The sequence below is a fragment of the Lysinibacillus sp. GW821-FHT14F06 genome (assembly GCF_058803665.1).
Genome location: NZ_JBXAPF010000001.1, coordinates 50,032 through 76,068, shown reverse-complemented (window position 1 = coordinate 76,068; position 26,037 = coordinate 50,032). Strand labels below are relative to the sequence as shown.

Genomic DNA, 26,037 nt, shown 5'->3' with positions numbered 1-26,037 from the left:
TAGTAGCATGTTCTACCATTTTAGCAATTAGTAATTTTTAGAAATTCCCAATTCTGTAATATGGAAGTTTTAAATTTGTTCACCATTTGAAATAAAATAAATATCCATTTTATTACGAAAATAAGTTAATTGTCTTTTGGCATAGCGACGAGAATTTTGTTTTAAACTGTCCAGCGCTACATTGAGTGAACATTTGCCATCCAAATAATCATATAATTCCTTATAGCCAATCGCTTGAATGGACTGTACACCTCGAATATTTTGCTGCCATAAGCCTTTTACTTCCTCTAATAGACCCTTGTCCATCATCACATCAACACGGCGGTTAATTCGATCATATAGCTCTTCCCGAGACATATTTTGACCAAGCCCTAAAATAACATGATTATAGAGAGGGATCTCACCACGATTTTGTGCCTCGGAAGCCTTAGAAACACCACTAAGCTCGATCATCTCTAAAGCTCGTATCACACGGCGTGTATTATTGGGATGAATGGACTCCGCTGTTTGTGGGTCAAGCTTCTTGAGCTTCGCATGCATCGCATCAGGTCCTAATTTTTCCAGCTCTTCATAATAAGCCTTTCGTGCCACCTCATCTACCTGCTCCTCTGTAAATTGAAAATCATAGAGCACTGCCTGCACATATAAACCAGAGCCTCCTACAATAATAGGTAACCTCCCTCGTGCTCGAATTTCTGCAATTTTCGATCGCACCAAGCTTTGATAGTCTGCTACTGAAAAAGCCTCCAGTGGCTCCTTAAAGCTAAGTAAATGATGTGGCACACCCTCCATCTCTTCCACAGTAATTTTAGCCGTACCAATATCTAAGCCTCGATAGACCTGCATGGAATCACCGTTTATAATTTCACCATTATATTTTTTTGCTAGCTCAATACTTAATGCTGTTTTACCTGAAGCAGTTGGGCCAACAATTGCGATGACCTCTGCCTGCCTTATTTTATCTTGTATCATATTTTTCTAACCACCGTAATAAAACTTGATAGACTGCATCCTGGTTATCCTCGTTTAAAATTTCATGGCGCTTATCCTCAAATAAATAGACTGTCACATCCTGCAAGCCTGCCGCAGCGAATTGCTCAGCAACAGCATAAATACCCTGTCCTTGATCTCCTACTGGATCCTTGCTGCCGCTTATCAAAAGAATAGGAAGATCTTTTCTTACGTTAGCAATTTCTTTTTTTCCATTTAAGGTCATAAAACCTGTTGTTAAATCTACAAAAAATTGATTGGTCGGGATAAAACCGCAATATGGATCATCTATATATTTTTGCACTTCGTTTTCAACAGAGCATAACCAATCATACGCAGTCTTCGAATTTGGGAACTGCTTATTAAAGCTCCCAAAGCTCAGCTTATTTAACAGCTTGCTTTCTGTCTCTTTTCCAAGCTGCTTCGCTAAGCCTCGTGCTACCATATTTCCCATTGCATGCAAGGTTGTCACATGCCCTGTTCCACATAGGATTACCCTATCAACATGGTAGCTGTACAGTTGCATATATCTTCTCGTAATAAACGATCCCATACTGTGACCAAATAGGAAGAAAGGGACATCTGCAAACTGTTCATGTAATACTGTGACTACTTCATGAACATCCGCTACGACTCGATCAAATCCATTTTGTTCAGCAAAAAAACCTAGTGTACCATTATAGCCTGCTGTTTCTCCATGCCCTCGATGATCATGCATAGTCACTGCATACCCAGCTTCCGTTAGAGCGCTAGCAAACTTCATATAGCGCCCACTATGCTCCGCCATACCGTGTAAAATATGAATATGGCCAATACATGTATCTCTTGGCTGTAATGTACGCGTAAAGACAAAATGGCCGTCTGACATTTCAATGTAACGTTCCATTTCCCTACACTCCCTCTTCCACAAAACTTGTTGCATCTAAAATAGCCTGCTCTAGATGTGCAATATACATGTTTTTTTGTGGTTCTGTATAATGTAAGCGTTGCTGCATCACTTGAATAACCTGTTGCTTATAACGTTTGACTGCATCAATATCAAAGTATAACAAGCCTGTACGACGAATAAAGAAGTCACTTGGTGTGTATACCATCTCTGCCTCAATACCATAGAGAAGCATTGCATGAAGAGCAAGTGGCATCGTACTACCATGCTCATGTAAATATTTCACTTGATCAAACAATGCATCGACATTTGTACCATATTTTTGAACAAGCATTTTTGCTTCATCATAGTTAAGCCCATACTGAACGCCTTCTCTTGCTTTATAGGCTGTATAATCTGGGAAATTAATCGCATTGATGCCCTTTGCACCAGAAAGTGATAATTCACGCGTTATACATGTACTTGCATGCTTGTATCTATTCGTTTTGACAATTTTATCAACAATTGTTTCTGCCATTTGGCGATAGCCTGTTAATTTTCCACCAGCAATTGTCATGAGTCCACTTGGAGCCGTCCATATTTCATCCTTTCGCGAGATTTCAGATGGATTCTTTCCTTTTTCAAAAATAAGTGGACGTATGCCTGCCCAGGAAGATTCAATTGTATCTCTTGAGATATTCGCTGTTGGAAAAACAGTTTTTGCTGCAGCAATTAAATAATCAACATCCTCTTGTGTCGCAAAAGGATGTGCTGGGTCCCCCTCGTATTCTGTATCTGTCGTACCTACATAAGCTTTGCCATCGCGCGGAATAGCAAAGGCCATTCGACCATCCATGATATCGAAGTACACCGCTTGCTTTAGTGGAAAATCCTTTTGATCTAGAACAATATGGACACCTTTCGTTAATCGTAATTGCTTTTTATCTGTCACTTTATCCTTTTGACGAACTGCATCTACCCAGGGTCCTGTTGCATTAACAATTTGCGCAGCATGCACTTCTATCGTTTTCCCTGATACATGATCCTTTACTTGTACACCTACAAGCTTTTTCTTATGATATAAAAATTCTGTCATCTCGGCATAGTTCATGCATAATGCACCATATTCCACTGCTTTTTTCAGAACTTCAATAGTAAGACGCGCATCATCTGTTCGATATTCAACATAATAGCCTCCACCGACCAGCTCATCTTGATTGAGTAAAGGCTCAAGTGCTGCTGTTTCCTGTGCACTTAGCATTGTTCTACGCTCATTCTTCTTGACACCTGCTAAGCGATCATAGACCTTCAATGCTAATGATGTAGTTAAAGGACCAAGTGAGCCTTTTTTATATAGTGGTAGAAGCATCTTTTCAGGTGTTGTCACGTGCACGGCATTATCGTATACAATTTCCCGTTCACGTCCAACCTCAGCCACTACGCTTACATCAAATTGCTTTAAATATCGAAGTCCCCCATGAATAAGTTTTGTAGAACGACTTGAGGTGCCAGCAGAAAAATCCTGCATCTCAATCAAAGCAACTGACAACCCTCTAGATGCAGCATCGAGTGCTATGCCTGCACCTGTAATACCACCACCAATGATTAAGACGTCAAAGCTATATTGTTCTAAAAAATGCATAATTTTAGGACGATGCTCAAATGAAAACATATCTTATTCCCCCATCAGCTATGATTTAAATATTCTTGTAGCCGTTACAGCTCTTTGCCAGCCCTCATAAAGAGCTACACCTGCTTCCGCAGTCATTTTCGGCTGATACGTTTGCCCATGCATCCATAATGCAGATAATGCCTCTTGATTTGGCCAAAAATTCGTCGCAAGCCCTGCTAAATAAGCTGCTCCAAGTGCTGTTGATTCATTAAGCTTAGCTAGCTCCACCTTTAATTGCAAAATATCACTTTGGAACTGCATTAAAAATTCATTACTTACCGCTCCACCATCTACTCGAAGCACCTCAATAGGTGTACCCGCATCTTGCTCCATGGCATCTAGCACATCTTTTGTTTGGTAGGCTAGTGATTCCAGTGTTGCACGAATAAAGTGCTCCTTAGATGTTCCTCGTGTTAAGCCAAAAACGGCTCCTCTTGCATCGGTATCCCAATAAGGAGTTCCTAAACCTACAAATGCAGGTACAACATACACACCATCCGTGTTTTCCACCTTACTCGCATAGGTCTCTGAATCCTCGGCTGTACGAATCATTCGCAAACCGTCTCTTAGCCACTGTATCGCTGAGCCTGCAACAAATACACTTCCTTCTAATGCATACGTCACTTGACCATCGATTCCCCAGGCAATGGTAGTTAATAAACCATTTTCTGATTTAACCGCCTGCTGACCTGTATTTAATAGCATAAAACAGCCTGTGCCATACGTGTTTTTAGCCATTCCCTTTGTAAAGCATGTTTGGCCAAAAAGCGCTGCCTGCTGATCCCCTGCTATCCCAGCAATCGGGATTTCCTCACCAAAGAAAATACTAGGCGCAGTATGTGTATAAATCTCAGAGGAATTTTTTACACTTGGCAGCATTGACATTGGAATATCTAATAGTGTGCAAAGCTCTCCATCCCACTTCAAGTCATGGATATTGTAAAGCAAAGTGCGCGCTGCATTTGAATAATCCGTTATATGTGCCTTTCCTTTTGATAGTCGCCAAACAATCCAGGAATCAATCGTACCAAATAATAAATCTCCGTTTTCTGCCATCGTCCTTGCGTCATCAACATGATCTAAAATCCATTTAATTTTTGTTGCTGAAAAATAGGCATCTAAACGTAAACCAGTTTTTTGCTGAAATAGCTCCTCTAGTCCTTCTTGATCCTTTAAGTCATTCACAATGTCCTGCGTTTGTCGAGACTGCCAGACAATGGCATTGTATACAGGCTGACCTGTATGCTTATCCCACACAACGGTTGTTTCACGTTGATTAGTGATCCCAATCGCATGTACTTCACTGGCCTCGTGCCCGCTTTCAGTTAATACGGCGGCTATCACGGCAAGGATAGAACCCCAAATTTCATTGGCATTATGCTCTACCCAACCAGCTTTTGGAAAGTATTGTTGGAATTCCTTTTGAGCTACATGGACAATTTTACCTTTTTTATCAAACAAAATCGCTCTTGAGCTCGTTGTGCCCTGATCTATAGCTAAAATAAATTCACCCATTCATTCTCCCCCTTTAATGCAGATTTACATAACCCGTTTAAACATTTTTTCCACTTCATAGGTCGTAAAATGTATGAGCACTGGACGTCCATGAGGGCATGTAAATGGATTATCAGCATTTCGTAAATCATTCAATAACGTTACCATTTGCTCCCTAGTTAAAAAATGATTGGCCTTAATCGATTTTTTACAGCTCATCATAATAGCTGCGGCCTCCCGTAATTTCTTAACGTCTGCCTTTTTCGTGGTCAGTACCTGTTCAATTAAATCTTCAATAATTTCCTGTTCTTCCCCTTTAGGAAACCAGCTAGGATGCTCCCTCACGACAAATGATGACTGTCCAAATTCCTCTAAGAACACCCCAACTGCCTCTAATTCTTGTTTGTTCTCTCTTAATAGTAGTGCCTCGTCAGCGGCATAGTGGAAGGTTAATGGTAACAGTAAAGCCTGACGCTCATTTGGGTTCACCATACCCACCTTCTCTCGGAAAAATTCATATTTAATACGTTCCTGAGCTGCGTGCTGATCAATTAAATAAAAGCCATCCTCCATCTGTGCAACAATATATGTGCCATGAATTTGCCCCACTACTTCCAGTGCAGGAAATGGTTCTTTCGTAGACTTAACAATCGGATCTTGCTGGGCTTCCTCAACTATCACATTTTGAATGGGTTCTTCCTCAATTGGCGGTGCAGGTTCAAAGCTTTCTTCAACAGGTGTGGGTGATGATTCTGGAATTGATTTTACTGGCTCTAGCATGCTTGATTCTTGAACGGTTTGCACATCATAAAGCTTTTCTACAATGGCATTCATTTTCTCCACATCTAGCTTCGGGGCTGGCTTCCAAATATTTAACTGCTCTGTTGTAGGCTGCACTATCTTTTCCTTCTTTTCCATTTGCGGCACTCTGATAACATGGCGTATCGTTTCCCGAATGGTCTCCTCAATGAGTTTAAGCAGCTCTGGTTCCTTACTTAAACGGATTTGATGTTTGGCAGGATGAACATTGACATCTGTTAAATAGGGGTCACCCTCTATAAAGAGAGCCACTATAGGGAAACGCTCAATCGGTAAATACGTATGATAAGCATCGACAATCGCTTTTTGCACTAAATAATGCTTGACCCAACGACCATTGACAAAGAGAGACATATAATTTTTCGAGGCACGTGTCACTTCAGGTAATGATACAAAGCCTGAAACTTTATAATCATGTGACTCTCCCTCAAAGGGCACCATTTTCTTGGCATTATGCACACCGTAAATAGCCGCTAATACTTGTTGCACGTCACCTCGTCCATTTGTTTGTAGCAACTGCTGACCATTATGTAGCAATCTAAACGCAATGTGTGGATTTCCAAGTGCAAGACGGTTCACCAAATCGATTGTATGTCCAAGCTCGGTTTGTATCGTTTTCATATATTTTAAACGTGCAGGTGTATTGAAAAATAACTGTGCCACTGTTAGATCTGTTCCTTTTCTCAGGGGACCAGGCTTATGTGTCACCTCATGTCCACCCTCCAGCTCTAAATACGTACCTGATTCCCCATTAGATGTAATAAGTGTCATTTTAGAAACTGAAGCAATCGAGGCCAATGCTTCACCTCGAAAGCCGAGAGTACGGATGCGGAATAAATCATGCTCTTGATGGATTTTACTTGTCGCATGACGTGAGAATGATATTAGTGCATCCTCTTCGTCCATTCCACTTCCATTATCAATCACCTGAATTGAAGTGAGGCCCGCTTCTAGTAAAAAAACATCGATGGACGTACTACCTGCATCTATGGCATTTTCCACAAGCTCTTTCACAACAGAGGCTGGTCTTTCAACTACTTCCCCTGCAGCTATTTTATTGGACAGCCATTCGTCCATAATTTGTATTTTTCCCATTGCGCATCACTCCTTTATTTTTTAGCACTTACTAGCTGCTGCTGTAGCTCATATAAAATATTCATTGCCTGCATGGGTGAAGTGCCTAGAATATTTACATTTTCTAAATTTTTTAGCACTTCTGTTTCGGCGGATGAAATTGGCTCCTCCTCTGAGAATAGCGTCATTTGAATGGGCTGTTCGTTAATTTCCTGAGGTGCAGCTACTTCCTTCCCAGCCTCAAAGTTTTCAAGCAGCACACGTGCCCTCGATAAAATTTCCTCTGGCAATTGAGCAAGCTGTGCTACATGAATACCATATGATTTATCAGCTGCACCCTTTTTGACCTTGTGTAAAAAGACAACTGTTCCACTTTTTTCAGTGGCTGAAACATGAACATTTTGTAAACGTGGTAATTCCTTCTCAAGTGCTGTTAATTCATGATAATGAGTAGAGAACAGCGTATTTGCTCCAATTTTATCATGGATATATTCCATCATGGATTGCGCAAGGCTCATGCCATCATAAGTGGAAGTACCCCGTCCAATTTCATCAAACAGCATTAAACTATTTTTCGTAGCGTGCATAATGGCATGCTGAGATTCTAGCATCTCTACCATAAACGTTGATTGCCCTGCCGCTAAATCATCCGCTGCCCCAATACGTGTAAAGATCTGATCTGTAATAGGCAATCTCGCTCTTTCAGCAGGCACATAGCAGCCCATTTGCGCCATAACCACAATTAGTGCAACTTGACGCATATAGGTGCTTTTACCGGACATATTCGGACCTGTAATGAGCATCATATTATGATTTTCCTCAAGCACACAATCATTAGGCACATACATCTGCTTATTGAGCATTTTCTCCACTACAGGATGACGACCTTCTATAATTTCTAAGGAGCGACCATTATGGAATACAGGCTTTGTAAAGCGATATTTCTCAGAAACACTCGCAAAACTGACTAACACATCTATCTCACTAATACTTGCTGCTAGTGCTTGTACTCGTGGGATAAATGCTTTTAATTCATCACGAATTTCCACAAACAAGTTATACTCTAATGTTAAACTTTCTTCTTCCGCATTTAAAATTAATGCCTCTTTTTCCTTTAACTCCTGTGTAATATAGCGTTCTGCATTCGCTAAAGTTTGCTTGCGTTCATAGCGTGTTAAATCAGCTAGATGGATATTCGATTTCGTTATTTCAATATAATAACCAAAGATTCGATTATAGCCAATTTTTAAGTTTTTAATACCTGTTTTCGCCCGCTCCTCTTGCTCTAACTGTGCAATCCAATCCTTGCCATTACGTGAAGCATAGCGCAGCTCATCCAAGCGTTCATTATAGCCATCGCGAATGACGTCACCCTCTTTAATTGTGATCGGAGGGTTATCTGTAATCGCATGAGCTAATAATGTTTCTACATCTGCGCATGTATCCAGTGCAGCACCAAGTTGTTGTAAGGTTTCTTTATTAGCGCTTAGTAATTGTTGCTGAATGACAGGCACCTGACGTAACGAATCACGAAGCTGCGCTAAATCACGCCCTCCTACATTTCCAAAAGCAACACGACCCGCTAAACGTTCTAGATCATATACTTGTTTTAAGGATGCCTGTAGCTCTGTTCGAACAAAATATTCTTCTAATAAATCTGACACAATGTCCAGTCTAGCCTCTATGGCTGAACGTGTAGCAAGGGGCTGATGTAGCCATTGCTTTAGCTTGCGCCCACCCATGGCTGTCACTGTATCATCTAATAGCCATAGGAGTGTACCTTTTTGATCGCCACCACGTATTGACTGAATAAGCTCTAAATTACGCTTTGAACTAGAATCAATGCGTAGGTAATTTTTCATTTCATTATAGGTAAACGCTTGAATATGTGATAATGAACGCATTTGTGTTTTATCGATATAAGCCATCAAACGTAAGCATGCAACTTGTAATTCACTTGGTACAGCTTCTAAATAATTTTTAGCTTCATCCATAGCCATTTCATCTGTTTCAATAGATAATACGATTCCAGCATTGACTGCATGCTCCGCTAATAAAAGCTGTAAACCTTCCGTTACAATCAGTTCACGCACTCCATATGCCTGCATTTGTAGTAAAAGTGCCCGACCATCTCCCTCGATGGAGGAGACGACTGCTTCACCAGTAGAGAGATCTAAATAGGCATAACCAAATGTCGTATCATCAAGCTGCTCCGCTGCACCAATAAAATGATTGGATTTTCCTTCTAGGGATTTCCCCTCCATGATCGTACCAGGTGTAATAAGCTGTACAACTTCTCGCTTCACTACACCTTTTGCTTGCTTTGGATCTTCTGTTTGTTCACAAATAGCAACCTTGTATCCCTTTTGCACAAGTGTTTCAATATAATTTTTTGCCGAATGATGTGGCACGCCGCACATCGGAATACGTTCTTTTGCACCTGCATCTCGGCTTGTTAATGTTATTTCTAACAGTTGTGAGGCATTAATCGCATCCTCAAAAAACATCTCATAAAAATCACCTAATCTAAAAAATAAAAAGGCATCTTTGTAATCTTCTTTTACCTGCAAATATTGTTGCATCATCGGTGTATATGTAGTCATAGTAAACTTTCCCTCGCTCTTGCCATATAGATATTTTTATTATAACAAAAGATACATGCGAAACGCTTCATTCATCTTTTTTAAGATGTTAGCGTTTCGCATGTATCAATAACTTATCGCTACGATTATTATCTTGGTCTTTCATCAGGAAACGATGAGGACTCTAAAACATACCTTCCTTCTCCACTAGAGCTAGACGATGAGCTAGAACTGGAGCTAGAGGAAGAAGAGGATGAACTCTCATCATTAAAGCTCCATTCTTCTTCAAAATCTAGTGGATGTACACTAATACAAATTGTCGTTTCTCCCATAACCTCTACTACTACTTCACGCTCAACAACGATTTCAAATTTCGTGCCACATGGAGAAATAATAGCCTCTATGCAGTTTGGCTCTTGAACAACACGAACTCGCACATCATCGCCAACCGTTACCTCGCCTTCTCTAAAATGGAGCTTCACTTTATCTTTATAGTGAACCGTTTCAGAAAATACGGCCGTTTTCGAATGGTTACTATAGGCATACCATACATTGACATCAAACTTACCAGATACTTCGACGAATTTACCAACTTTTTTTGCTGAGCATGTATGGTTGATAACCCAGCAGCCTAGAATACTTGTCGGTTTATTCGTTGGACTTAATGTTACACGTTCTTCCGTTCTCTTCTTCCCCTTGGCAACTACTGCTTTCGTCACGATTTGTCGTAAACGTTTCAGCGCAATTCCTCCTTTGACTCTTTTCACTCCATCATATGCAGGTGGCGCCCATTGGGTGAACATATATTTTTATAGAATTAAATTGCAGATCATATTCTTTTTTCATAGAATTTTATCTAAATGACTTGAAGATTGAGGATTAACGGGATTGCCATAGAAAGAAAGCATAAAAAATAGCCCGAATAATTTCATTCGAGCTATGCTATGAACTAAAGCACAAATACCTTCTGAACTTTTCTAGATTGTTCTATTTATGAGCAGCTGCCTGGCTTTGTGTTAGCTACCTGAGAGCCTGTTTCTCCACGCAATACATCACCGCCAGTTGAACGTACAATCTCATTTGTTACATTGTTTGCAATTGTGTTGGAAACTAATTGTAGCAAATCGTTAACATCGCCTTGAGATTCCTTAAATTGCTGAACAACTGGAATTGCATTAATTTCTTCCTCAATTTTTGCAATTTTATCTTCAATCAATTTTAGCGCTTTTTCTTTTCCTAAGTGCTGGAAGTTAACAGCTTGCTTTTGTAAGCTCTTTAAACTTGCAATGCGCTCACGTACTAGCTGGTTTTCATTAATTTGTGCCTCTGCCTTTTTGAAGAATTCAACTTCTGGCGTATTGGCAATCATATGTGCAATTTCATAAGACTTCTTAATTAAATCATCTTTTGTATATAAAATTTGTGTCATTTATATTTCCACCTTTTCATTTTTTACGACTTCAACAAATTCACCACTTAATGAATATGAAGAAGCCTCAATTATTTTTACCTTCACTAATTGACCAATTAAATTTGCCGGTGCTTTAAAGTTAACAAGACGATTTTTACGAGTATACCCTGCTAATACATCTTCGCGTCTTTTACTTGTCCCTTCAACCAATACCTCTACTATTTCACCCTTTAAGCCCTCTAATGATTGGCGAGAATATTCTCCTACAACCTCATTTAAGCGTTGAAGACGTTGCTTTTTCACTTCCTCAGGTACATTATCTATCATTTTAGCAGCAGGTGTACCCTCACGAGGAGAATAAATGTACGTAAAGGCTGATTCAAAGCCAACTTCACGGTATAAGGAAAGTGTTTCCTCAAATTGCTCCTCTGTTTCATTTGGATAACCAACGATAATATCTGTTGTCAGCGTAACCTCAGGAATAGCTGCTTTAATCTTTGCCACTAATTCAAGGAAATGCTCACGTGTATACTTACGTGCCATAATTTTTAAAACGTCATTGGAACCAGATTGAACAGGTAAGTGAATATGCTCTACTAAATTACCACGCTTAGCAAGTATTTCAATTAAATGATCATCGAAATCACGAGGGTGACTCGTTGTAAAGCGAATACGAGGAATATCGATTTTTCGTATTTCTTCCATTAAGTCCCCTAATCGGTATTCAATATCATCAAAATCCTTGCCGTAAGCGTTGACATTTTGTCCAAGCAACATAATCTCCTTATAGCCTGCTGCTGCTAGTTCACGAACCTCCGCTATAATTTCCTCTGGACGGCGGCTCCGTTCCTTTCCACGTGTATAAGGTACGATACAATATGTACAGAACTTGTCACAGCCGTACATAATATTTACCCACGCCTTGATGGAGCCAAGACGTTTCTTCGGCAGATTTTCAATAACATCGCCTTCTTTTGACCAAACTTCAATAACCATTTCCTTAGACATGTAGGCTTCTTTCAAAATGTTTGGTAAACGATGGATATTATGAGTACCAAATACCATATCAACATATGGATAGCTTCTTAAAATTTTATTGACAACGGATTCTTCCTGTGACATACAGCCACAAACACCAATTAGCATTTCTGGATTTTTACGTTTATATTTCAGCAGGAAACCAAGCTCTCCAAATACTTTGTTTTCTGCATTTTCACGGATTGCACACGTATTCAATAACACGATATCGGCTTCCTCTATCTTATCCGTTGGCGTGTAACCTAGCTGCATAAAAATCCCAGCCATTACTTCTGTATCGTGCTCATTCATTTGACAGCCATACGTACGTATATAGAAGGTACGATCAACACCCATACCAGCAAATTCTTGAGCAATTTTAAAGTCCTTATGGTACTTTACCTCTTCTTTCCCACGTTTTTTTGCATCCTTTAACGAAGGGGCGGTAAAGACTGTTTCAAAATATTTACTATAATCCTTTTCAGGCTTGTCTTTCTGTTTTGGTTGATTGACATGTTGATTAGCTAAGCGTTGTTCCTCATTCATCGCAATCAGGTAACTCCTTTCAAAACGAAATCCATGCATTTGAATTCCCATTTTACTATTATACTGAATAATTGCTACATCCTACAAGGTTTGCGTACTAAATGTCGTGGTTTAGACTTAATTACGCTTCGCTCAATGAATATCTCTGTCAGATTAAGGGGGCTATCCATAGTTCGCTGTTTCTATCCGTCACTTTGATTGATTCTAACCGTTACTTCGATGATTCTATCCTATTAAAACAAAAAATCACCGATGATATCATCAACGGCGACCTCTATTATAATTCTATATATTGTTTGTGACGTTGGTTAAACCCAACAATTGATTGAACACCACAACTTTTTAGTAAATCTGTATTGGCAAATGTATACTTACCTAAATCATCTGGGAAGTGTGCATCTGAGGAAACCGTAAAAGCTACACCATGCTCAAGTAATACTTCTAAGAAACGAGGACCTGGACACATTTCCTTTACTGGATAGCGATAATATAAACCAGCATTTATTTCTGTCGCAGTTTGTGTTGCCACAAGTGCCTTTGCAATTCGCTCATACCAAGAATCAAGAAAAGCCGCATCTTTCACTTGATAGTCAAACACTTTAAAATTATCCAAATGCGCTACAAAATCGAACATTTTAGCATGGATCATTTTCTCAACCGCAGCAAAGAATCGCTCATAGCTTTGCTGTAAGGCAGCCTCATCCATACCTTCAAATATATATTGTGTTTGTGGGTTATCGAAGCCCCAGCCATCCACAAAATGAACGGAGCCAATTACATAATCCCATGGATATCTATTCAATAATGATGCTAATTCTTCCTCACCCCCAACAAAGTAATCTGCCTCGATACCAAGTTTTAAAGCAATCCCATTCTGATACCACTTTTCCTTTGCACGAATAATGGCTGACACAAAATCATCCATGCTCTCAGTCATCACATTATTTAACCAATAACGCTGCACCTTTCCAATTGCCTCAGTGTTCTCTAGCTGCATATAACGCTCGAAGTAGGCTCGTGTCTCCTTAAAGCGATATAAATGATCCACAATGCCCACCTCTCGTAAGCCCAGCTTCTTAGCCTGCTGTAGATATAAATCTAGCCATTGCTCATTATAGCAGCCTCTTTGCAGTCGATTTGTCAGCTGTTGCATGGTCTTTTCTATAGATGCCTTGGACCCTTTCCCAGCATCCTCAGCATTAAAAAATGCCATTGCTTGAGAAGTGCGCTCTAGCCAACGGAATGAGTATGGACCCTCCTCTAAATGTACATGATAATCAATCATCAGCTTTTCCCTCCAGTGCATACCGTCCATTTTTCCTCATAGGCCTGCCACTCTAGTGGACAAGCTATATCACAAAGAATTTCTGTACACTCCTCAATATAACAAATTTGATAAAAGGATTTACCATTCAATTTGGAAGCATCCGCTAATAAATAATTCATTTTGCTATGATCAAGCATTTTTTTAGAAATCAATGATTCATCCAAATCATAATCGTAAATAACACCTTCACTTAAGCCGCCACAGGATAAAAATGCTTTATCAAAGTTCATATTCCCTAACAGTTCTAGCGTCATTGCACCTGCAACTGAGGATTGTCTTGGATTTGTTGTACCTCCTAGTAGTATGACTTTCCCTGTCATCCTTCGTTCTTCGATTGCTAAATTAAACTGTACAGCTGCAGCGATGGAATTCGTAACAACCGTAATATCATCAACTGCCATGATGAAATCTGCTATATGCACTGTCGTAGTTCCTGTATCAACAGCAATGGTATCCCCATCACAGATGCGCCTTGCTGCCAAGCGTGCGATATTGCGCTTTGCTTCTTTTTGCATTTGTAGCTTGCGTAAAAATGCCGGCTCATTTCTAACATTCGTATACTTAATTGCACCACCATGGACGCGTGTTAATAAATGCTGTTGCTCTAGCTCATCAAAATCTCTACGTACTGTTTCTGGCGCCACCTGTAGCTCTTCTGCAATATTTGCAACAATAATTTTTCCATCTGTCTCTAATTGTTTTAAAATAAATTCGAATCGTTCAATTTTTGCATACGTCATGATAATGCAATCACATCTTCCCTTGCCACATAGCACATATATTTTTCATTTATTTTAATTAGTTGCTCTCGCTGATGGAGCTGCTCCATCGTAAAGAGGCAATTCCCTTCAAATATTGTACGAATCACATTGCCACTCATAAATGATTGCTTTGCCACACCAGCTATACTTACATCCCCCTGTCTCATATCTAGATGGATGGCCTCTGGACGGATAGCAAACTTTGAAAAACCTTTAGGTAACGACTCGCCTATCATCTTCTCTAAAGTCTGGCGTGTAAAAACATTGTAATGACCAATAAAGCCGGCAATAAACTCACTTTCTGGTCTTGTATAGATAGCAGTCGGTGTTCCACTTTGTGCAATCCTCCCATTATTCATCACAAAAATTCTATCAGAAACAGCCATTGCCTCCTCTTGATCGTGCGTGACTAAAATCATGGTAATACCTAATTTTTGCTGAATATCTCTTAAATCTGCCTGCAGTTTCTTGCGAATTTGAGCGTCTAATGCACTTAACGGCTCATCCAGTAATAATACCTTTGGTCGAACAATTAACGCACGTGCTAAAGCTACACGCTGCTGTTGACCACCTGATAATTCCTTTGGGTAAGCCTGTGCCTTCTCTGATAAATGGACAATTCCTAGCATTTCTTGTACACGTTGTTCAATCTCAGCGGAATTTACTTTTTGCATACGTAAACCAAAGGCGACATTCTCCTTAACTGTCATATTAGGAAACAGCGCATAGGATTGAAATACCATTCCAACTTGACGATCCTTTGGTTGAACACCAAGCATATCCTTTCCTTCAATAAGGATTTTCCCTGCAGATGCATCGGTTAAGCCTGCTACTATTCGTAAAATGGTACTTTTCCCACAGCCGCTAGGACCTAAAAGCGTGATAAACTCGCCCTTTTCGATACTCATCTCAATATTTGTTAAAACAGTGGCTTGTCCATATTTTTTATGAAGTCCTTCAATGACAATATAACTCATCCATTTATAGCACCTTTCGATTGTTTCGTTAATCTTGCAATAGCGAACGTTAATAACCCCATTAGAACGATATAAATGAAAACAACTGCACTGGCAATATGTCCGCTTGTACTAAGCTTTTTCATTAAATAAATTTGCACGGTTTCAAAGCGAGAACCGACCACTAGATTGATCAATACAAATTCTCCAAAGAGTACGGAAAACGATAATAATGCACCTGCAAATAAGCCGGGATAAACAGTTGGTAATAATATTTGGGTAAATGCCTGTAATTTAGAGGCACCCAATAACTGTGCCACATCTAATAGCTGGCGTGCATCTACATTACGCAAACTATTGCGTGTTCCCTGATAAATGTAGGGAAGTATGCCGATTACATAGGCTCCTAACACTACTAAAATCATAGATACGCCTAATTTGCTATAAACACGGATTAATCCAACGGCTAAAATAATGCCTGGAAATGAATAGACCATGACAACTGCCACTTGTATCCACTTCTCATATTTTGGAAAATATAACACAATTACAAAGATAGCTGGAACAATGACAAGCAACGCAATCAAAACCGCCCCACAAGACAATAAAACAGAGCGCCCAAATGCCTGCATAAATTCAGTATCCTGAAATAATGTTGCTAGCCATTTAAAAGTTAGCCCTTCAGGCAAAATGGTCTTATTCCATTTCGTTGCAAAGGCATAAAGCATTGTCGCTACAACTGGTAACACTAAATACAGTGCGAGCAGGAGGAAAAATAAATCAGCAAAGCCTCTTTTTTTCATTATAGCTTCCTCCTTGTTTTTGAAATACTCCATTCACTTAACAGCATCGCCGTCACCATCGTTACCGCAAGTAAAACGGCAATAGCACTTGCTAGCTCTGGCTGTGCAAAAATATCTCCTTTAATTAGCGAACCAATTCGTATGGCCACTAAATTGTAATTACTGCTTGTCAGTGCATAGGCTGATGCATATGCACCCATTGCATTGGCAAAAAGCACACTAAATGTTCCAACAATCCCAGGAAGCATGACTGGAATGCCAATCTTTCGCCAAAACTGCCAGGTAGACGCCCCAAGCAATGCTGCTGCTTCCTTCCATTGTTGTTGAATTCCATCATAAATTGGATATAGCAGCATTAATGCTAACGGTAGTTGAAAATAAATATAAATTAGTAGCAGGCCACCCCAGCTATAAAGTGAAAAGGAGGAGAATGCGTCGATACCCCATTTGTCGAATAGCAATGTAAATAGCCCACTATTGCCAAGCAGCACAATAAAGGCAAACGCCAGTGGAATACCTGAAAAATTGGATGTTAGGTTTGTCAGTATTAAAATCTTTTCCCGCATTGACACAGAAAACCTCATCATTGCATAGACAGCAAACAATGTAACGATTAATGCAATAACCGCTGAAATAACAGACAAGGTAATACTATTTTTAAAGCCTTGTAAAATGTAACCATTCGTCAGTACGGATTGATATTGTGCAAGTGTAAAGCCATCACTATTTTGAAAGCTTGTGATAAGCATGTACAACAATGGAACTAAAAAAAATAGCAATATTAGTACTAGAAAGGGAGTTAACCAGGCAATCGATTGCCGCTTCGATATCAATACAATCACTTCTTTCTAAAATTAATCGCGGCTGTTTCCTGTAGCAATATTCGCGCCTTTAAGCCCTTTTACCACTGTAGAAGGCGCAAATATGTTATAAAAACTAAACTTTTTTTAAGGATTGTACGCCCTCAATTAATAATGAAACCATTTCATCAGAAGGCTCGATCCCCAATAAATAACAGCAAAATGGCGCTATTTGAAGCTGAGAGACGGTCTCATCCTTTATGCCTGCTTTCACCCGCTTAGATATAACAAACAATGGTACATGACGATCCTCAGCCGTTGTTCCTCCATGATTCCCATCACTTGTCATCCCATGATCTGCAGTGACAATTACCTCATAGCCCTGTGCCAAACATTTTGGAATAAATAGAGATAATAATGCATCAACTGCTAACACACGATTTCGATATTGTGCAGAGTCCGCTGTGAATTTATGGCCGTCATCATCTACATTCATTGGATGAATATAGAGAAAATCGGGCTGCTTTTGATCCATCAGCCAAGCTGCATCAGCAAATAAATGACTATCAGGATAATGATCCTCAAAGTAGAACAAGCCGTTTTCAATAGGTAGTTGTGTATCTATTTGTAGCCTGTCCTCCATATGCATAAATGGTGCTCGATTATAAAGCTCACTGACCCAATAGTAGGCTGCAGCAGCTGTTGTCAAACCATTTTCTTTCGCCAAATGAAATAGGCTATTTTGTGTGGATAAACGAACTGTCATATTGCTTGTGACACCATGCACAATAGGTGGTGTTCCTGTTAAAATCGTCTCATATAGAGGTCTTGATAATGATGGAACCTCTGAGCAAACCTTATAGCGTGCGGCAATTTTACGTTCCACTAAATGATGCATAAATCCCATATGCGTACAGGCTGTATCAAAGCGAAGTGCATCTATGACAATTAAGACAACTTTATTATTTTGCATGAATTAATACCTGCTCCTGATAGAGTTGTGGAATCTGTTTTGTTGTTTCTTCCCATTTCTTTTGATCTTTAACTGGCTGTGCATTTTTGTACATATCCGAAGGTAGTAGCAGCTGCTTCACATCGTCAGATAATTGAACCTTGTCACGAATTGGACGAGCATATCCTTTTGCTAAATTTTCTTGCCCAGCATCAGATAAAATATATTCACGCGCTAGCATTGCAGCATGAGGGTTTTTAGCGTATTTGTTAATAATCGTTGCATAGCCTGATGTGACAGAACCTTCAGAAGGAATAACTACATCAAAGCGTTGCTCATCAATTTGATGTCGATAGCCTAGTGCATTAAAATCCCATAGGATGGCTACATCAATTTCGCCTTTTTCTAAATTCGCCACAGAAGGATCACCCTGTAAGCGCCCCTGCTTTGCTAGGTCTGCAAAAAAGTCTATCCCTGGTTGAATATTCGATTCATCGCCACCAAATGCCATCGCAGCTGCTAAAATAGCAAACTGGGCTTGGTTCGCAGTTAGTGCATCACCAATGCTGATATTATAATCGCCGTTTTTAAGGTCCTCCCAAGAAGTAGGAACGTTTTTTACATTGTTTTTATCTGTTAAAAATGAAATAGTTCCCGTGTAACCCACGATCCAGTGTCCATCATCATCCTTTGCCCAGTCTGGTATTTCATCCCAATAAGACGTTTTGTATGGTAATGTTAAGCCCTTATCCTTGGCAATTGGACCAAAGGCAATCCCTACATCACCAATATCAGCAGTTGCATCATCCTTTTCTGCCTCAAACTTTGCCAGCTCCTCAGCACTCGACATATCTGTATCCTTATGCTTTAAGCTATATTCCGTACCAAGCTCTTCCCAAGTCTCTACCCAGTTTGCCCATGTATCTGGCATACCGACTGAATTAACGGTTCCTTCTTCCTGAGCTTTTTTTGTAATTTCCTCAAGCGATAAATCACTGTTTACCTCTTTAGAGCTAGATGAACTATCAGAACAAGCTGCCAACATTGAAACTGCTAATGCACCAATAAGACCTTTCTTCCACAACTTTCGCATTGCCATGAGTTGGACCCTCCATTTGTTTTTGTTTATTTTTATTTGCTTACATCCGTTATGTTATAAAACAAACATTAAGCAAGTATGGAGGGCTTTAAAATATTCGGTAAAAATTATTGAGGAATTATAAAATATATGAATTTTTATTTTGCGAATGGTAGATTTGTAAAGTTTACAATGGATTGGAGTAGACTATTGGAGGAATCTGGCGATGTATGCGCACGTTTTGATAGCACTTGAAGACGTGCACACACTCTAGATTATTCAGATAAACCAAGAAAATTTGCATATGTATGTGGCTCATTTTCCTTTAGGATTGTTAAAAATGTAAAGGCAAGCTGGACAACTGACCACCATCTCATATTATAGGTTGTCTCAAAGTGAGTAGGCTCGAAAGCAAACACATCTTGAAAAATATTAAGAGGATCAATTTGCTCATCCTTTAAAATGGATAGAAAGCCTAGAAATAACGAATGATCTTTCACTTCGATTATTTTTTCATCAACAAGTGTGTCAATATTCTCGGGATGCTGAAAATTACATTGTGTCGCAACATAACGCTCTAAATCTTGAGCACGCTGCCTTTCTTCACGTTCTTTTTTCTTTGCAATAAAATCAATGACGTTACTCACGTGCATCGCCTCTTCTTTTTTCTTTTATTGTAGCATTTTTCAGACGAAGATTGTCTGTACTGACACCAGCGATTTTTATGGAGGTCTATAGGAAAGACATTTTATTAAGGCTTTACAAAGTCAACTGAGGAATTTTATTAGTCATTTTAAGATATATAAAGTGAAAAAAGGCAATTCCCAAACGAAGAAATGCTGCAACGATTTCCTAGTCAACATTACGCGCCACATATCAGCACATTAATTTAAGCAAATAATCTGAGGGTTATTAAACTGCACTTTTGTAACATTTCGATTAAATAGCAAAAAATAAATGGAAAAATTTTATTTTTATGGAATTTTTTAACCTAATTTTAACCTTTAGCTAGTAAAATTATAAATGTAAGAAAAATAAAACAAACTTAGGAGGATTTTTATGACATTAGTGACAAGAAAGTTAATTAACAGTGTTACATCTGAAAAACAGCCTCATGCAGGCCAAAGAAACCGCTCAAGCGCAAACTTTAGTACAGAAGGAATTCCAAATGGAACAAAAAAATTAGTTTGGGAAATTGAAGGCGACACAGAAACAAAAGCCATCAAATTTAATGTGATGCAGGATAAATCTGTTGCTATAGACCCTACTATCTTTACAGATGTTTTTAGTGGCAAGGAAACAGACGTAAAATCTGCTCGCTTCCTTTATATTGCAAATCCAAAAGGTGCCACTTCTTCGTTTAAAGTGAATGTGTATGCAGTTTATTAATTTGGGAATATAGAGCCCTTTCATCTAATTTGAAGGATTCTAGATAATGAATCCTTCCTCCTATTTCAGGGGGAAGGATTGTTATATTAAAAAATGAAAAAATAAAGAAATAGCTTCAAGAGTTGCCATTTCTTTAAAATAGCCGTATATCTAATTCAATACCCGATTGTTTGGCTGATTCATCTCGAAACCGGAACCCCAGATTCTCACGCACTTATCAACACATCTTTATACTAGTTTGCAAATGTATAGTTATCTTTGTTCAAAATAAATGGTTCAGTTACTTTGAGATGAGCTGTAACCTTGTTTCTACTATTTATATTATTCAAAAGTAATATAACTTCACAAAAACTTATTGTATGTCAAGCCATCATCCCTTTTTTAGGTGTTCTTGAGTATTTATTAAAAGTTTATGCTTAAGCTGTTAGATGCCCCACACCTCATTTATTGGTGAATTGCTCGATATAAAAAGGCAGCCAATTGAGCCCTTGTCACAGAAGCTTCAGGGCGGAACTTTCCATTATCCCCTAATGCAATTTCTGCTCCTTCTAATGCCGCAATATAGCCTGCGCTCCAATGACTGCTGTCTACATCTACAAAAGAACCTGTTCCTTCTGGTTTAAGCTGTAATGTATTCGCAAAAATTTTAGCGAATTGTGCGCGAGTGATATTGTCTGTTGGACGAAATGCTCCATCTGCTCCATCAACAATACCTGCTTGTTGTAAAATCGTGATTTCTTCAAAGTACATATGATTTGGTGATACATCAGAGAAGGGTATTGTTGGGCGGGTTGCCTTGAAGTCAAAAGCACGTGTAAATAGTGCGGCAACATGCTGACGACTAATCGACTCATTTGGACGGAAAGTACCATCTGAATAGCCTTTAATAATTCCCTGCGTTGCTAATGCCTCAATCATTTCCTGCGCCCAATGGTTTTCGATATCTTGGAAAGTCACTACAGATGGCTTGTTTAGCTGTAATGCTTTAGGTGCTTCCGCTTCTTCTACTTGTAATGCTGTCCATTTCGCAAAAAGTGTTAGATTTTCTTTAACAAGCATCTCCTTAGCCCACGGTTTCGTTAACGCCTTATCCTGATACCAGCCATCAAAACGATAGCCTTCTCTTGTTGGTACAGGAAGAATACTAACTTTTGTATTGGAAGTAATTTCAATTGGTTCTATTGATATGCCACCATTTGTTTGAAATGTAACTTTCACAGGTAATGGTGGAGAATAATCATTGTCGTTTGTTGTTGCTGGCAATGTAGTACTATCACCGGTTATTGGTGGGCTCGCTTTCCACTCAGCATATAATGTGATATCTGCTTTGCCCATTAGGAAGGTTGCATTTTCCGCATAGTGTGTGCCTTTGCTATCTGCTTGAGTGTTCCAGCCTGCAAATGTATGCCCTGTTTTTACTAGTTTGCCACTATTGCTTTGTACTGTCACATTTCCTTTTTCTTCATACAGCGTGTTATCTTGCGGCACAGTACCACTAGTTGCGCCGTTCCCATCATATTGAACTGTATAAATTGCATTCACTGTCCACTGGGTATAGAGTGTAACCTTTGCTTTACCCATTTGGAAAGTATCATTCGGCATATACGCTGTGCCTTTACCGTCTGCCTGTGTGTTCCAGCCTGCAAATGTATAACCTGCTTTCACCAGATTGCCGCTATTGCTTTGTACTGTCACTTTTTCTTTTTCTTCATACAGCGTGTTATCCTGTGGCACAGTTCCGCTTATTGCGCCGTTCGCTTCATATTGGACTGTATAGGTTGGTTTCACTGTCCACTGGGCATAGAGCGTGGCTTTTGTGTTACCCATTTGGAAAGTATCATTCGGCATATATGCTGTGCCTTTGCCGTCTGCTTGAGTGTTCCAGCCTGCAAATGTATGGCCCATCATTACTAGATTGCCACTATTCTCTTGTATAGTTACTGAATGTCCTTGGTCATAGGTTTCCTTATCTACTGGCACATCACCTGTCGCTCCGTTTTTCTCATATGTCACGTTATTAAGAAATGCCTCATACGCTCCTAAATCAATTACTCCACCCTGAATGCGTTTATTACCAGCAAGATCTGTTGGTGTACTATTAAATCTATCCATTCCCTTATCAATCGCTGGAGACTTTGCTCTTAATCGATAATCCTGCTGACTTGGATCGATAAATATATCTTCAGGCGTATAAGTATCAGCATCTATATCCATTGTTGTCTTGTAAAACCTAGCTATATTGCCGCCCATATCCAATAAACTATCTTCAATCGTGCCGAAATAGTCAAAAAATGCTGGTTCATTATGATTACCAACAATAACGCTATTCCGCACAAAGCCACTCCCACCATAAATTGCACTTTTCACATTCCCTGTTGACTTATTCCCACTGATGGTTATATTCGTTAAATTCAGGCTACTATGAAAATTGAACATACCACCTCCCTGATTTTGTGCTATATTCCCACTGAAAATTACATTTGTTAGGGTTGGACCTTGACTGTTATCATTGGACATACCACCTCCATTCCCTGCCGTATTTTCACTAAATGTTATATTCGTTAGGGTTGGACTACTATACACATTGAACATACCACCTCCACTCTCTGCTGTATTTGCATTGAACATTACATTCGTTAGAGTTGGGCTACTATTACCATTGAACATACCACCTCCCTGACTTCGTGCTATATTGGCATCGAACGTTATATTCGTTAGCGTCGGGTTACTCATCCAATTCGACATACCACCTCCATAAATACCCGCTTTATTTGCGCTAAAAACTATATTCGCTAGTGTCGGGCTACTTTGCCGATTATACATACCGGCTCCATCTACATCTGCTATGTTGGCCCTAAACTCTACATTCATTAACATGGGGCTACTATGTGAATTATACATACCGCCCCCTATATCATGATTATTTGGATAGCCATTATTGGCATTTCCATCTGTAATTGTGACCCCATCTAAAATCGCCGTAGCATTTAAATTCAAGCCACTTGGATGATAAAACACATGGTAAGCATTGTCAGTATTATCACCTTCAATGCCGATATCTCCACTTAAAATGGTTTTGTTCACTTTCCAGTCACGCTGTGTTACATCCGTTTCTGTTCCACTATAGCCTCCATAAATGACGACGTTGTTTTTCATTTGGAATGTGGCATACCGAGCACCAACCCCACCAATTTCTTTTGATGGTTTATAGATGCCTGCCGCTAACCAAATTTGCTGTCCACTTTGTGCGATATCCAAGGCTGATTGCAAATTGTCAAAAGCATTTGCCCAACTTTTACCATCCTTAATGCCACTAGTCACATCGGCATTTACATAAATAATATTGCCCTTTGCTGATAAGATAGGCTGTGGCGCAGCAATGCGAATTAAATGCTTATAGATAGTAGGCTGTCCAACCACTCTAAACCAAATCGCATGGTCGCCTTCATCTTTTACAATAAGTAGTTCTGAAATCGAAAATGCTGTCCATGTGTTTCCCTCATCTTTAGAAAGCTCTACTTGTACATTTGCACTGTCGGCTGTAGTCGCTGTCACTTGGACGGTTACAGGGTTTGTTGCTATAGTTCCTTCTATATACGGTGCATTTTCTGTTGTTATTGTAACTTGAAGTGTCTCATTTATATTTGCAAATACGGTCACACTACCACATACAGGTTGTATAAGTAACAACCAGATGACAAATAATGAAACCCCTTGTTGCCATGTTCTTCTCATAACATCCCCCTTTATCTTATAATCACACATGTTGATTAACAAAATTATACAAATAGGTACCATGATGGAGATTTTATTATTGTTGTAAGGCTCTGTATAAAAATGCTACAAATTGGGCACGTGTTACTGAAGATTCTGGTTTAAAGTAACCGTTATCTCCTAACGCAATATCATTTGCCGCCAGTGCAATAATATAGTCATGTGCCCAATGTGTTAATGGAATATCTTTAAATGTATGTGTGCTCGCAGATGATAAGTTTAACGCTATGGCTAATACTTTCGCTAATTGAGCACGTGACATATTTTCATTTGGCTTAAAATATCCGTTAATACCTTGATAAAGACCAGCTTGTTGCACCAACTTGATGGTTTCATAATACGGATGATTTAGTGGAATATCCTTAAATGTTAGTGCTTCCTGTATTGGATTTAGTTTAAAAATACGTGAAAATATCAAAGCAACATGCTGCCGAGAAATCGGATCATTCGGTTTAAAAGTACCATCCGCATACCCTGTAATATATCCACGTTTTGCAAAATCACCAATCATTGTGTAAGCCCAATGATGCGCAGGCACGTCTGAAAAGATAATATCTGTAATGGGCTCTTGCGGTTGCTTAGGATCAATCGGTACCAGCTGAGGAAGCTCTATTGGTGCTGGCTTCGTTACAGTTGGTGCTGCTGGCTCTACAGGCCTTGAGTTTCCTTGAATTTGTGTTGAATCTACGGGTGCTGGTGGCTGCCCACGATATACTTCAACTGTGTATTTTTTTTTCGTAACCCCATCTGGTGCTGTTATTTCTAGTATAATAGTATTTACCCCGAAGTTTAGTGACACTGTCATTGTCTTTCCACTGCTGCTTGGTAGTCCATTAATCATCAGCGTTGCATCATTGTCATCCAGTATTGGTGTTAAATCTATACTATTCACATTTACATCAACATTTACTGAATATTTTTCTCTTTGAGAATCGAATGACGGCGTCAATTTTCCATAATTCAACGTTAGACTTTTGAAATTTGCGTTACTCGATGGGAATCTCGTTACCGTTACTGTATAGGTCTGCTGCATTGTGTTATCTTCTGCTGTTACTTCTATTGTTACCGTATTCTCTCCTACATTCAGTGGAATCAGATTTGATGCTGTACCACTGTTCACGGCATGCCCATTCACCTTTATTTTAGCTGTAGCATCTGCCTGCTGTTGGTGTTACCGTTAAACTGGTAATGGCATTCTCTACACTTGCTGTATAGGTGAAATCCCCCCCACTAAATACAGGAAGGAATGACCCCGAGCTTAGAGTGAGATTACTCAGATTAGCATTGCTCGATGGGAATCTCGTTACCGTTACTGTATAGGTGCTCTGCGTTGTATTATCTTCTGCTATGACTTCTATTGTTACTGTATTCTCTCCTACATTCAGTGGAATCGTATTTGATGCTGTACCACTGTTCACCGCATGCCCGTTCACCTTTATTTTAGCTGTAGCATCTGCTGCTGTCGGTGTTACCGTTAAACTAGTAATGGCATTCTCTACGCTTGCTGAATAGGTGAAATCTCCCCCATTAAATACAGGAAGGAATGACCCCGAGCTTAGAGTGAGTTCACTCAGATTAGCATTGCTCGATGGGAATCTTGTTACCGTTACTGTATAGGTCTGCTGCGTTGTATTATCTTCTGCTGTTACTTCTATTGTTACTGTATTCTCTCCTACATTCAGTGGAATCGTATTTGATGCTGTACCACTGTTCACCGCATGCCCGTT

At 39.5% G+C, this 26,037-nt stretch carries 21 protein-coding genes; 1 reads left to right on the top strand and 20 read right to left on the bottom strand.

What is annotated here, in order from left to right:
• Positions 1-69: 69 nt before the first annotated feature.
• The 17 genes from miaA to AC1RNS_RS00235 form a co-directional block, all read right to left on the bottom strand.
• Positions 70-972: a tRNA (adenosine(37)-N6)-dimethylallyltransferase MiaA gene (miaA, locus tag AC1RNS_RS00315; protein WP_492989965.1), complete on the bottom strand. Its 903-nt coding sequence runs from the start codon at positions 970-972 to the stop codon at positions 70-72.
• A complete protein-coding gene (locus AC1RNS_RS00310; RefSeq protein WP_492989964.1) occupies positions 959-1,876 on the bottom strand; it encodes an alpha/beta fold hydrolase in 918 nt (305 codons plus the stop codon). The genes miaA and AC1RNS_RS00310 overlap by 14 nt, the downstream gene beginning before the upstream one ends.
• Before the next feature lie 4 nt (positions 1,877-1,880).
• Positions 1,881-3,527 carry a glycerol-3-phosphate dehydrogenase/oxidase gene (locus AC1RNS_RS00305; protein WP_492989963.1) on the bottom strand — a complete coding sequence of 549 codons (1,647 nt, stop codon included), beginning with the start codon at positions 3,525-3,527 and terminating at the stop codon, positions 1,881-1,883.
• 18 nt (positions 3,528-3,545) lie between these two features.
• Positions 3,546-5,042 (bottom strand): glycerol kinase GlpK, encoded by a 1,497-nt coding sequence (gene glpK, locus AC1RNS_RS00300; RefSeq protein ID WP_492989961.1) that lies wholly within the window; start codon positions 5,040-5,042, stop codon positions 3,546-3,548.
• A 24-nt stretch (positions 5,043-5,066) separates the two neighbouring features.
• On the bottom strand, positions 5,067-6,935 hold the full coding sequence (gene mutL / locus AC1RNS_RS00295; protein WP_492989960.1) for a DNA mismatch repair endonuclease MutL: 1,869 nt from the start codon (positions 6,933-6,935) through the stop codon (positions 5,067-5,069).
• A 14-nt stretch (positions 6,936-6,949) separates the two neighbouring features.
• Complete coding sequence (mutS, locus tag AC1RNS_RS00290) at positions 6,950-9,517, bottom strand: DNA mismatch repair protein MutS (RefSeq protein ID WP_492989958.1); 2,568 nt, start codon at positions 9,515-9,517, stop codon at positions 6,950-6,952.
• A 128-nt stretch (positions 9,518-9,645) separates the two neighbouring features.
• Positions 9,646-10,299 (bottom strand): outer spore coat protein CotE, encoded by a 654-nt coding sequence (gene cotE, locus AC1RNS_RS00285; RefSeq protein WP_492989956.1) that lies wholly within the window; start codon positions 10,297-10,299, stop codon positions 9,646-9,648.
• A 188-nt stretch (positions 10,300-10,487) separates the two neighbouring features.
• Positions 10,488-10,925 carry a YlbF/YmcA family competence regulator gene (locus tag AC1RNS_RS00280; protein ID WP_492989954.1) on the bottom strand — a complete coding sequence of 146 codons (438 nt, stop codon included), beginning with the start codon at positions 10,923-10,925 and terminating at the stop codon, positions 10,488-10,490.
• Positions 10,926-12,470, bottom strand: a complete 1,545-nt coding sequence (miaB, locus tag AC1RNS_RS00275; protein WP_492989953.1) for a tRNA (N6-isopentenyl adenosine(37)-C2)-methylthiotransferase MiaB — start codon at positions 12,468-12,470, stop codon at positions 10,926-10,928.
• A gap of 277 nt (positions 12,471-12,747) precedes the next feature.
• The gene (locus AC1RNS_RS00270; protein ID WP_492990442.1) at positions 12,748-13,758 is read right to left on the bottom strand and encodes a histidinol phosphate phosphatase domain-containing protein; all 1,011 of its coding nucleotides are present in this window, start codon (positions 13,756-13,758) and stop codon (positions 12,748-12,750) included.
• On the bottom strand, positions 13,755-14,537 hold the full coding sequence (locus AC1RNS_RS00265) for a DeoR/GlpR family DNA-binding transcription regulator (RefSeq protein ID WP_492989951.1): 783 nt from the start codon (positions 14,535-14,537) through the stop codon (positions 13,755-13,757). The genes AC1RNS_RS00270 and AC1RNS_RS00265 overlap by 4 nt, the downstream gene beginning before the upstream one ends.
• Positions 14,534-15,535, bottom strand: a complete 1,002-nt coding sequence (locus AC1RNS_RS00260; protein WP_492989950.1) for an ABC transporter ATP-binding protein — start codon at positions 15,533-15,535, stop codon at positions 14,534-14,536. Before AC1RNS_RS00260 ends, AC1RNS_RS00265 begins: the two co-directional genes overlap by 4 nt.
• Positions 15,532-16,317 (bottom strand): ABC transporter permease, encoded by a 786-nt coding sequence (locus AC1RNS_RS00255; protein ID WP_492989949.1) that lies wholly within the window; start codon positions 16,315-16,317, stop codon positions 15,532-15,534. Before AC1RNS_RS00255 ends, AC1RNS_RS00260 begins: the two co-directional genes overlap by 4 nt.
• Positions 16,317-17,159: an ABC transporter permease gene (locus AC1RNS_RS00250; protein ID WP_492989947.1), complete on the bottom strand. Its 843-nt coding sequence runs from the start codon at positions 17,157-17,159 to the stop codon at positions 16,317-16,319. The genes AC1RNS_RS00255 and AC1RNS_RS00250 overlap by 1 nt, the downstream gene beginning before the upstream one ends.
• Positions 17,160-17,253: 94 nt before the next feature.
• On the bottom strand, positions 17,254-18,090 hold the full coding sequence (locus AC1RNS_RS00245) for an alkaline phosphatase family protein (protein WP_492989945.1): 837 nt from the start codon (positions 18,088-18,090) through the stop codon (positions 17,254-17,256).
• Positions 18,080-19,168, bottom strand: coding sequence for an ABC transporter substrate-binding protein (locus AC1RNS_RS00240; protein ID WP_492989944.1), 1,089 nt, complete (start codon positions 19,166-19,168; stop codon positions 18,080-18,082). Before AC1RNS_RS00240 ends, AC1RNS_RS00245 begins: the two co-directional genes overlap by 11 nt.
• 254 nt (positions 19,169-19,422) lie before the next feature.
• Complete coding sequence (locus tag AC1RNS_RS00235; RefSeq protein ID WP_492989943.1) at positions 19,423-19,800, bottom strand: 2-oxoglutarate ferredoxin oxidoreductase subunit beta; 378 nt, start codon at positions 19,798-19,800, stop codon at positions 19,423-19,425.
• A gap of 406 nt (positions 19,801-20,206) precedes the next feature.
• Here AC1RNS_RS00235 and AC1RNS_RS00230 point away from each other — a divergent pair, with 406 nt between their 5' ends.
• On the top strand, positions 20,207-20,536 hold the full coding sequence (locus AC1RNS_RS00230) for a DeoR family transcriptional regulator (RefSeq protein WP_492989942.1): 330 nt from the start codon (positions 20,207-20,209) through the stop codon (positions 20,534-20,536).
• 444 nt (positions 20,537-20,980) lie between these two features.
• Here AC1RNS_RS00230 and AC1RNS_RS00225 read toward each other — a convergent pair whose 3' ends face one another.
• From AC1RNS_RS00225 to AC1RNS_RS00215, 3 genes are all read right to left on the bottom strand, one after another.
• Entirely contained in the window at positions 20,981-24,271 is a 3,291-nt protein-coding gene (locus AC1RNS_RS00225) for an InlB B-repeat-containing protein (RefSeq protein ID WP_492989941.1), read from the bottom strand.
• Positions 24,272-24,347: 76 nt separating this feature from the next.
• Positions 24,348-25,430 (bottom strand): S-layer homology domain-containing protein, encoded by a 1,083-nt coding sequence (locus AC1RNS_RS00220; RefSeq protein ID WP_492989940.1) that lies wholly within the window; start codon positions 25,428-25,430, stop codon positions 24,348-24,350.
• A gap of 22 nt (positions 25,431-25,452) precedes the next feature.
• Positions 25,453-26,037, bottom strand: a 585-nt coding sequence (locus AC1RNS_RS00215; protein ID WP_492989939.1) for a cadherin-like beta sandwich domain-containing protein, incomplete at its 5' end; no start/stop codon positions are given.

What these genes read in the sequence shown, in the direction of transcription:
- miaA (WP_492989965.1), bottom strand. Translation starts at nt 972, where the DNA reads ATGATACAAGATAAAATAAGGCAGGCAGAGGTCATCGCAATTGTTGGC.
- AC1RNS_RS00310 (WP_492989964.1), bottom strand. Translation starts at nt 1,876, where the DNA reads ATGGAACGTTACATTGAAATGTCAGACGGCCATTTTGTCTTTACGCGT.
- AC1RNS_RS00305 (WP_492989963.1), bottom strand. Translation starts at nt 3,527, where the DNA reads ATGTTTTCATTTGAGCATCGTCCTAAAATTATGCATTTTTTAGAACAA.
- glpK (WP_492989961.1), bottom strand. Translation starts at nt 5,042, where the DNA reads ATGGGTGAATTTATTTTAGCTATAGATCAGGGCACAACGAGCTCAAGA.
- mutL (WP_492989960.1), bottom strand. Translation starts at nt 6,935, where the DNA reads ATGGGAAAAATACAAATTATGGACGAATGGCTGTCCAATAAAATAGCT.
- mutS (WP_492989958.1), bottom strand. Translation starts at nt 9,517, where the DNA reads ATGACTACATATACACCGATGATGCAACAATATTTGCAGGTAAAAGAA.
- cotE (WP_492989956.1), bottom strand. Translation starts at nt 10,299, where the DNA reads ATGTTCACCCAATGGGCGCCACCTGCATATGATGGAGTGAAAAGAGTC.
- AC1RNS_RS00280 (WP_492989954.1), bottom strand. Translation starts at nt 10,925, where the DNA reads ATGACACAAATTTTATATACAAAAGATGATTTAATTAAGAAGTCTTAT.
- miaB (WP_492989953.1), bottom strand. Translation starts at nt 12,470, where the DNA reads ATGAATGAGGAACAACGCTTAGCTAATCAACATGTCAATCAACCAAAA.
- AC1RNS_RS00265 (WP_492989951.1), bottom strand. Translation starts at nt 14,537, where the DNA reads ATGACGTATGCAAAAATTGAACGATTCGAATTTATTTTAAAACAATTA.
- AC1RNS_RS00260 (WP_492989950.1), bottom strand. Translation starts at nt 15,535, where the DNA reads ATGAGTTATATTGTCATTGAAGGACTTCATAAAAAATATGGACAAGCC.
- AC1RNS_RS00255 (WP_492989949.1), bottom strand. Translation starts at nt 16,317, where the DNA reads ATGAAAAAAAGAGGCTTTGCTGATTTATTTTTCCTCCTGCTCGCACTG.
- AC1RNS_RS00245 (WP_492989945.1), bottom strand. Translation starts at nt 18,090, where the DNA reads ATGCAAAATAATAAAGTTGTCTTAATTGTCATAGATGCACTTCGCTTT.
- AC1RNS_RS00240 (WP_492989944.1), bottom strand. Translation starts at nt 19,168, where the DNA reads ATGGCAATGCGAAAGTTGTGGAAGAAAGGTCTTATTGGTGCATTAGCA.
- AC1RNS_RS00235 (WP_492989943.1), bottom strand. Translation starts at nt 19,800, where the DNA reads ATGCACGTGAGTAACGTCATTGATTTTATTGCAAAGAAAAAAGAACGT.
- AC1RNS_RS00230 (WP_492989942.1), top strand. Translation starts at nt 20,207, where the DNA reads ATGACATTAGTGACAAGAAAGTTAATTAACAGTGTTACATCTGAAAAA.
- AC1RNS_RS00225 (WP_492989941.1), bottom strand. Translation starts at nt 24,271, where the DNA reads ATGAGAAGAACATGGCAACAAGGGGTTTCATTATTTGTCATCTGGTTG.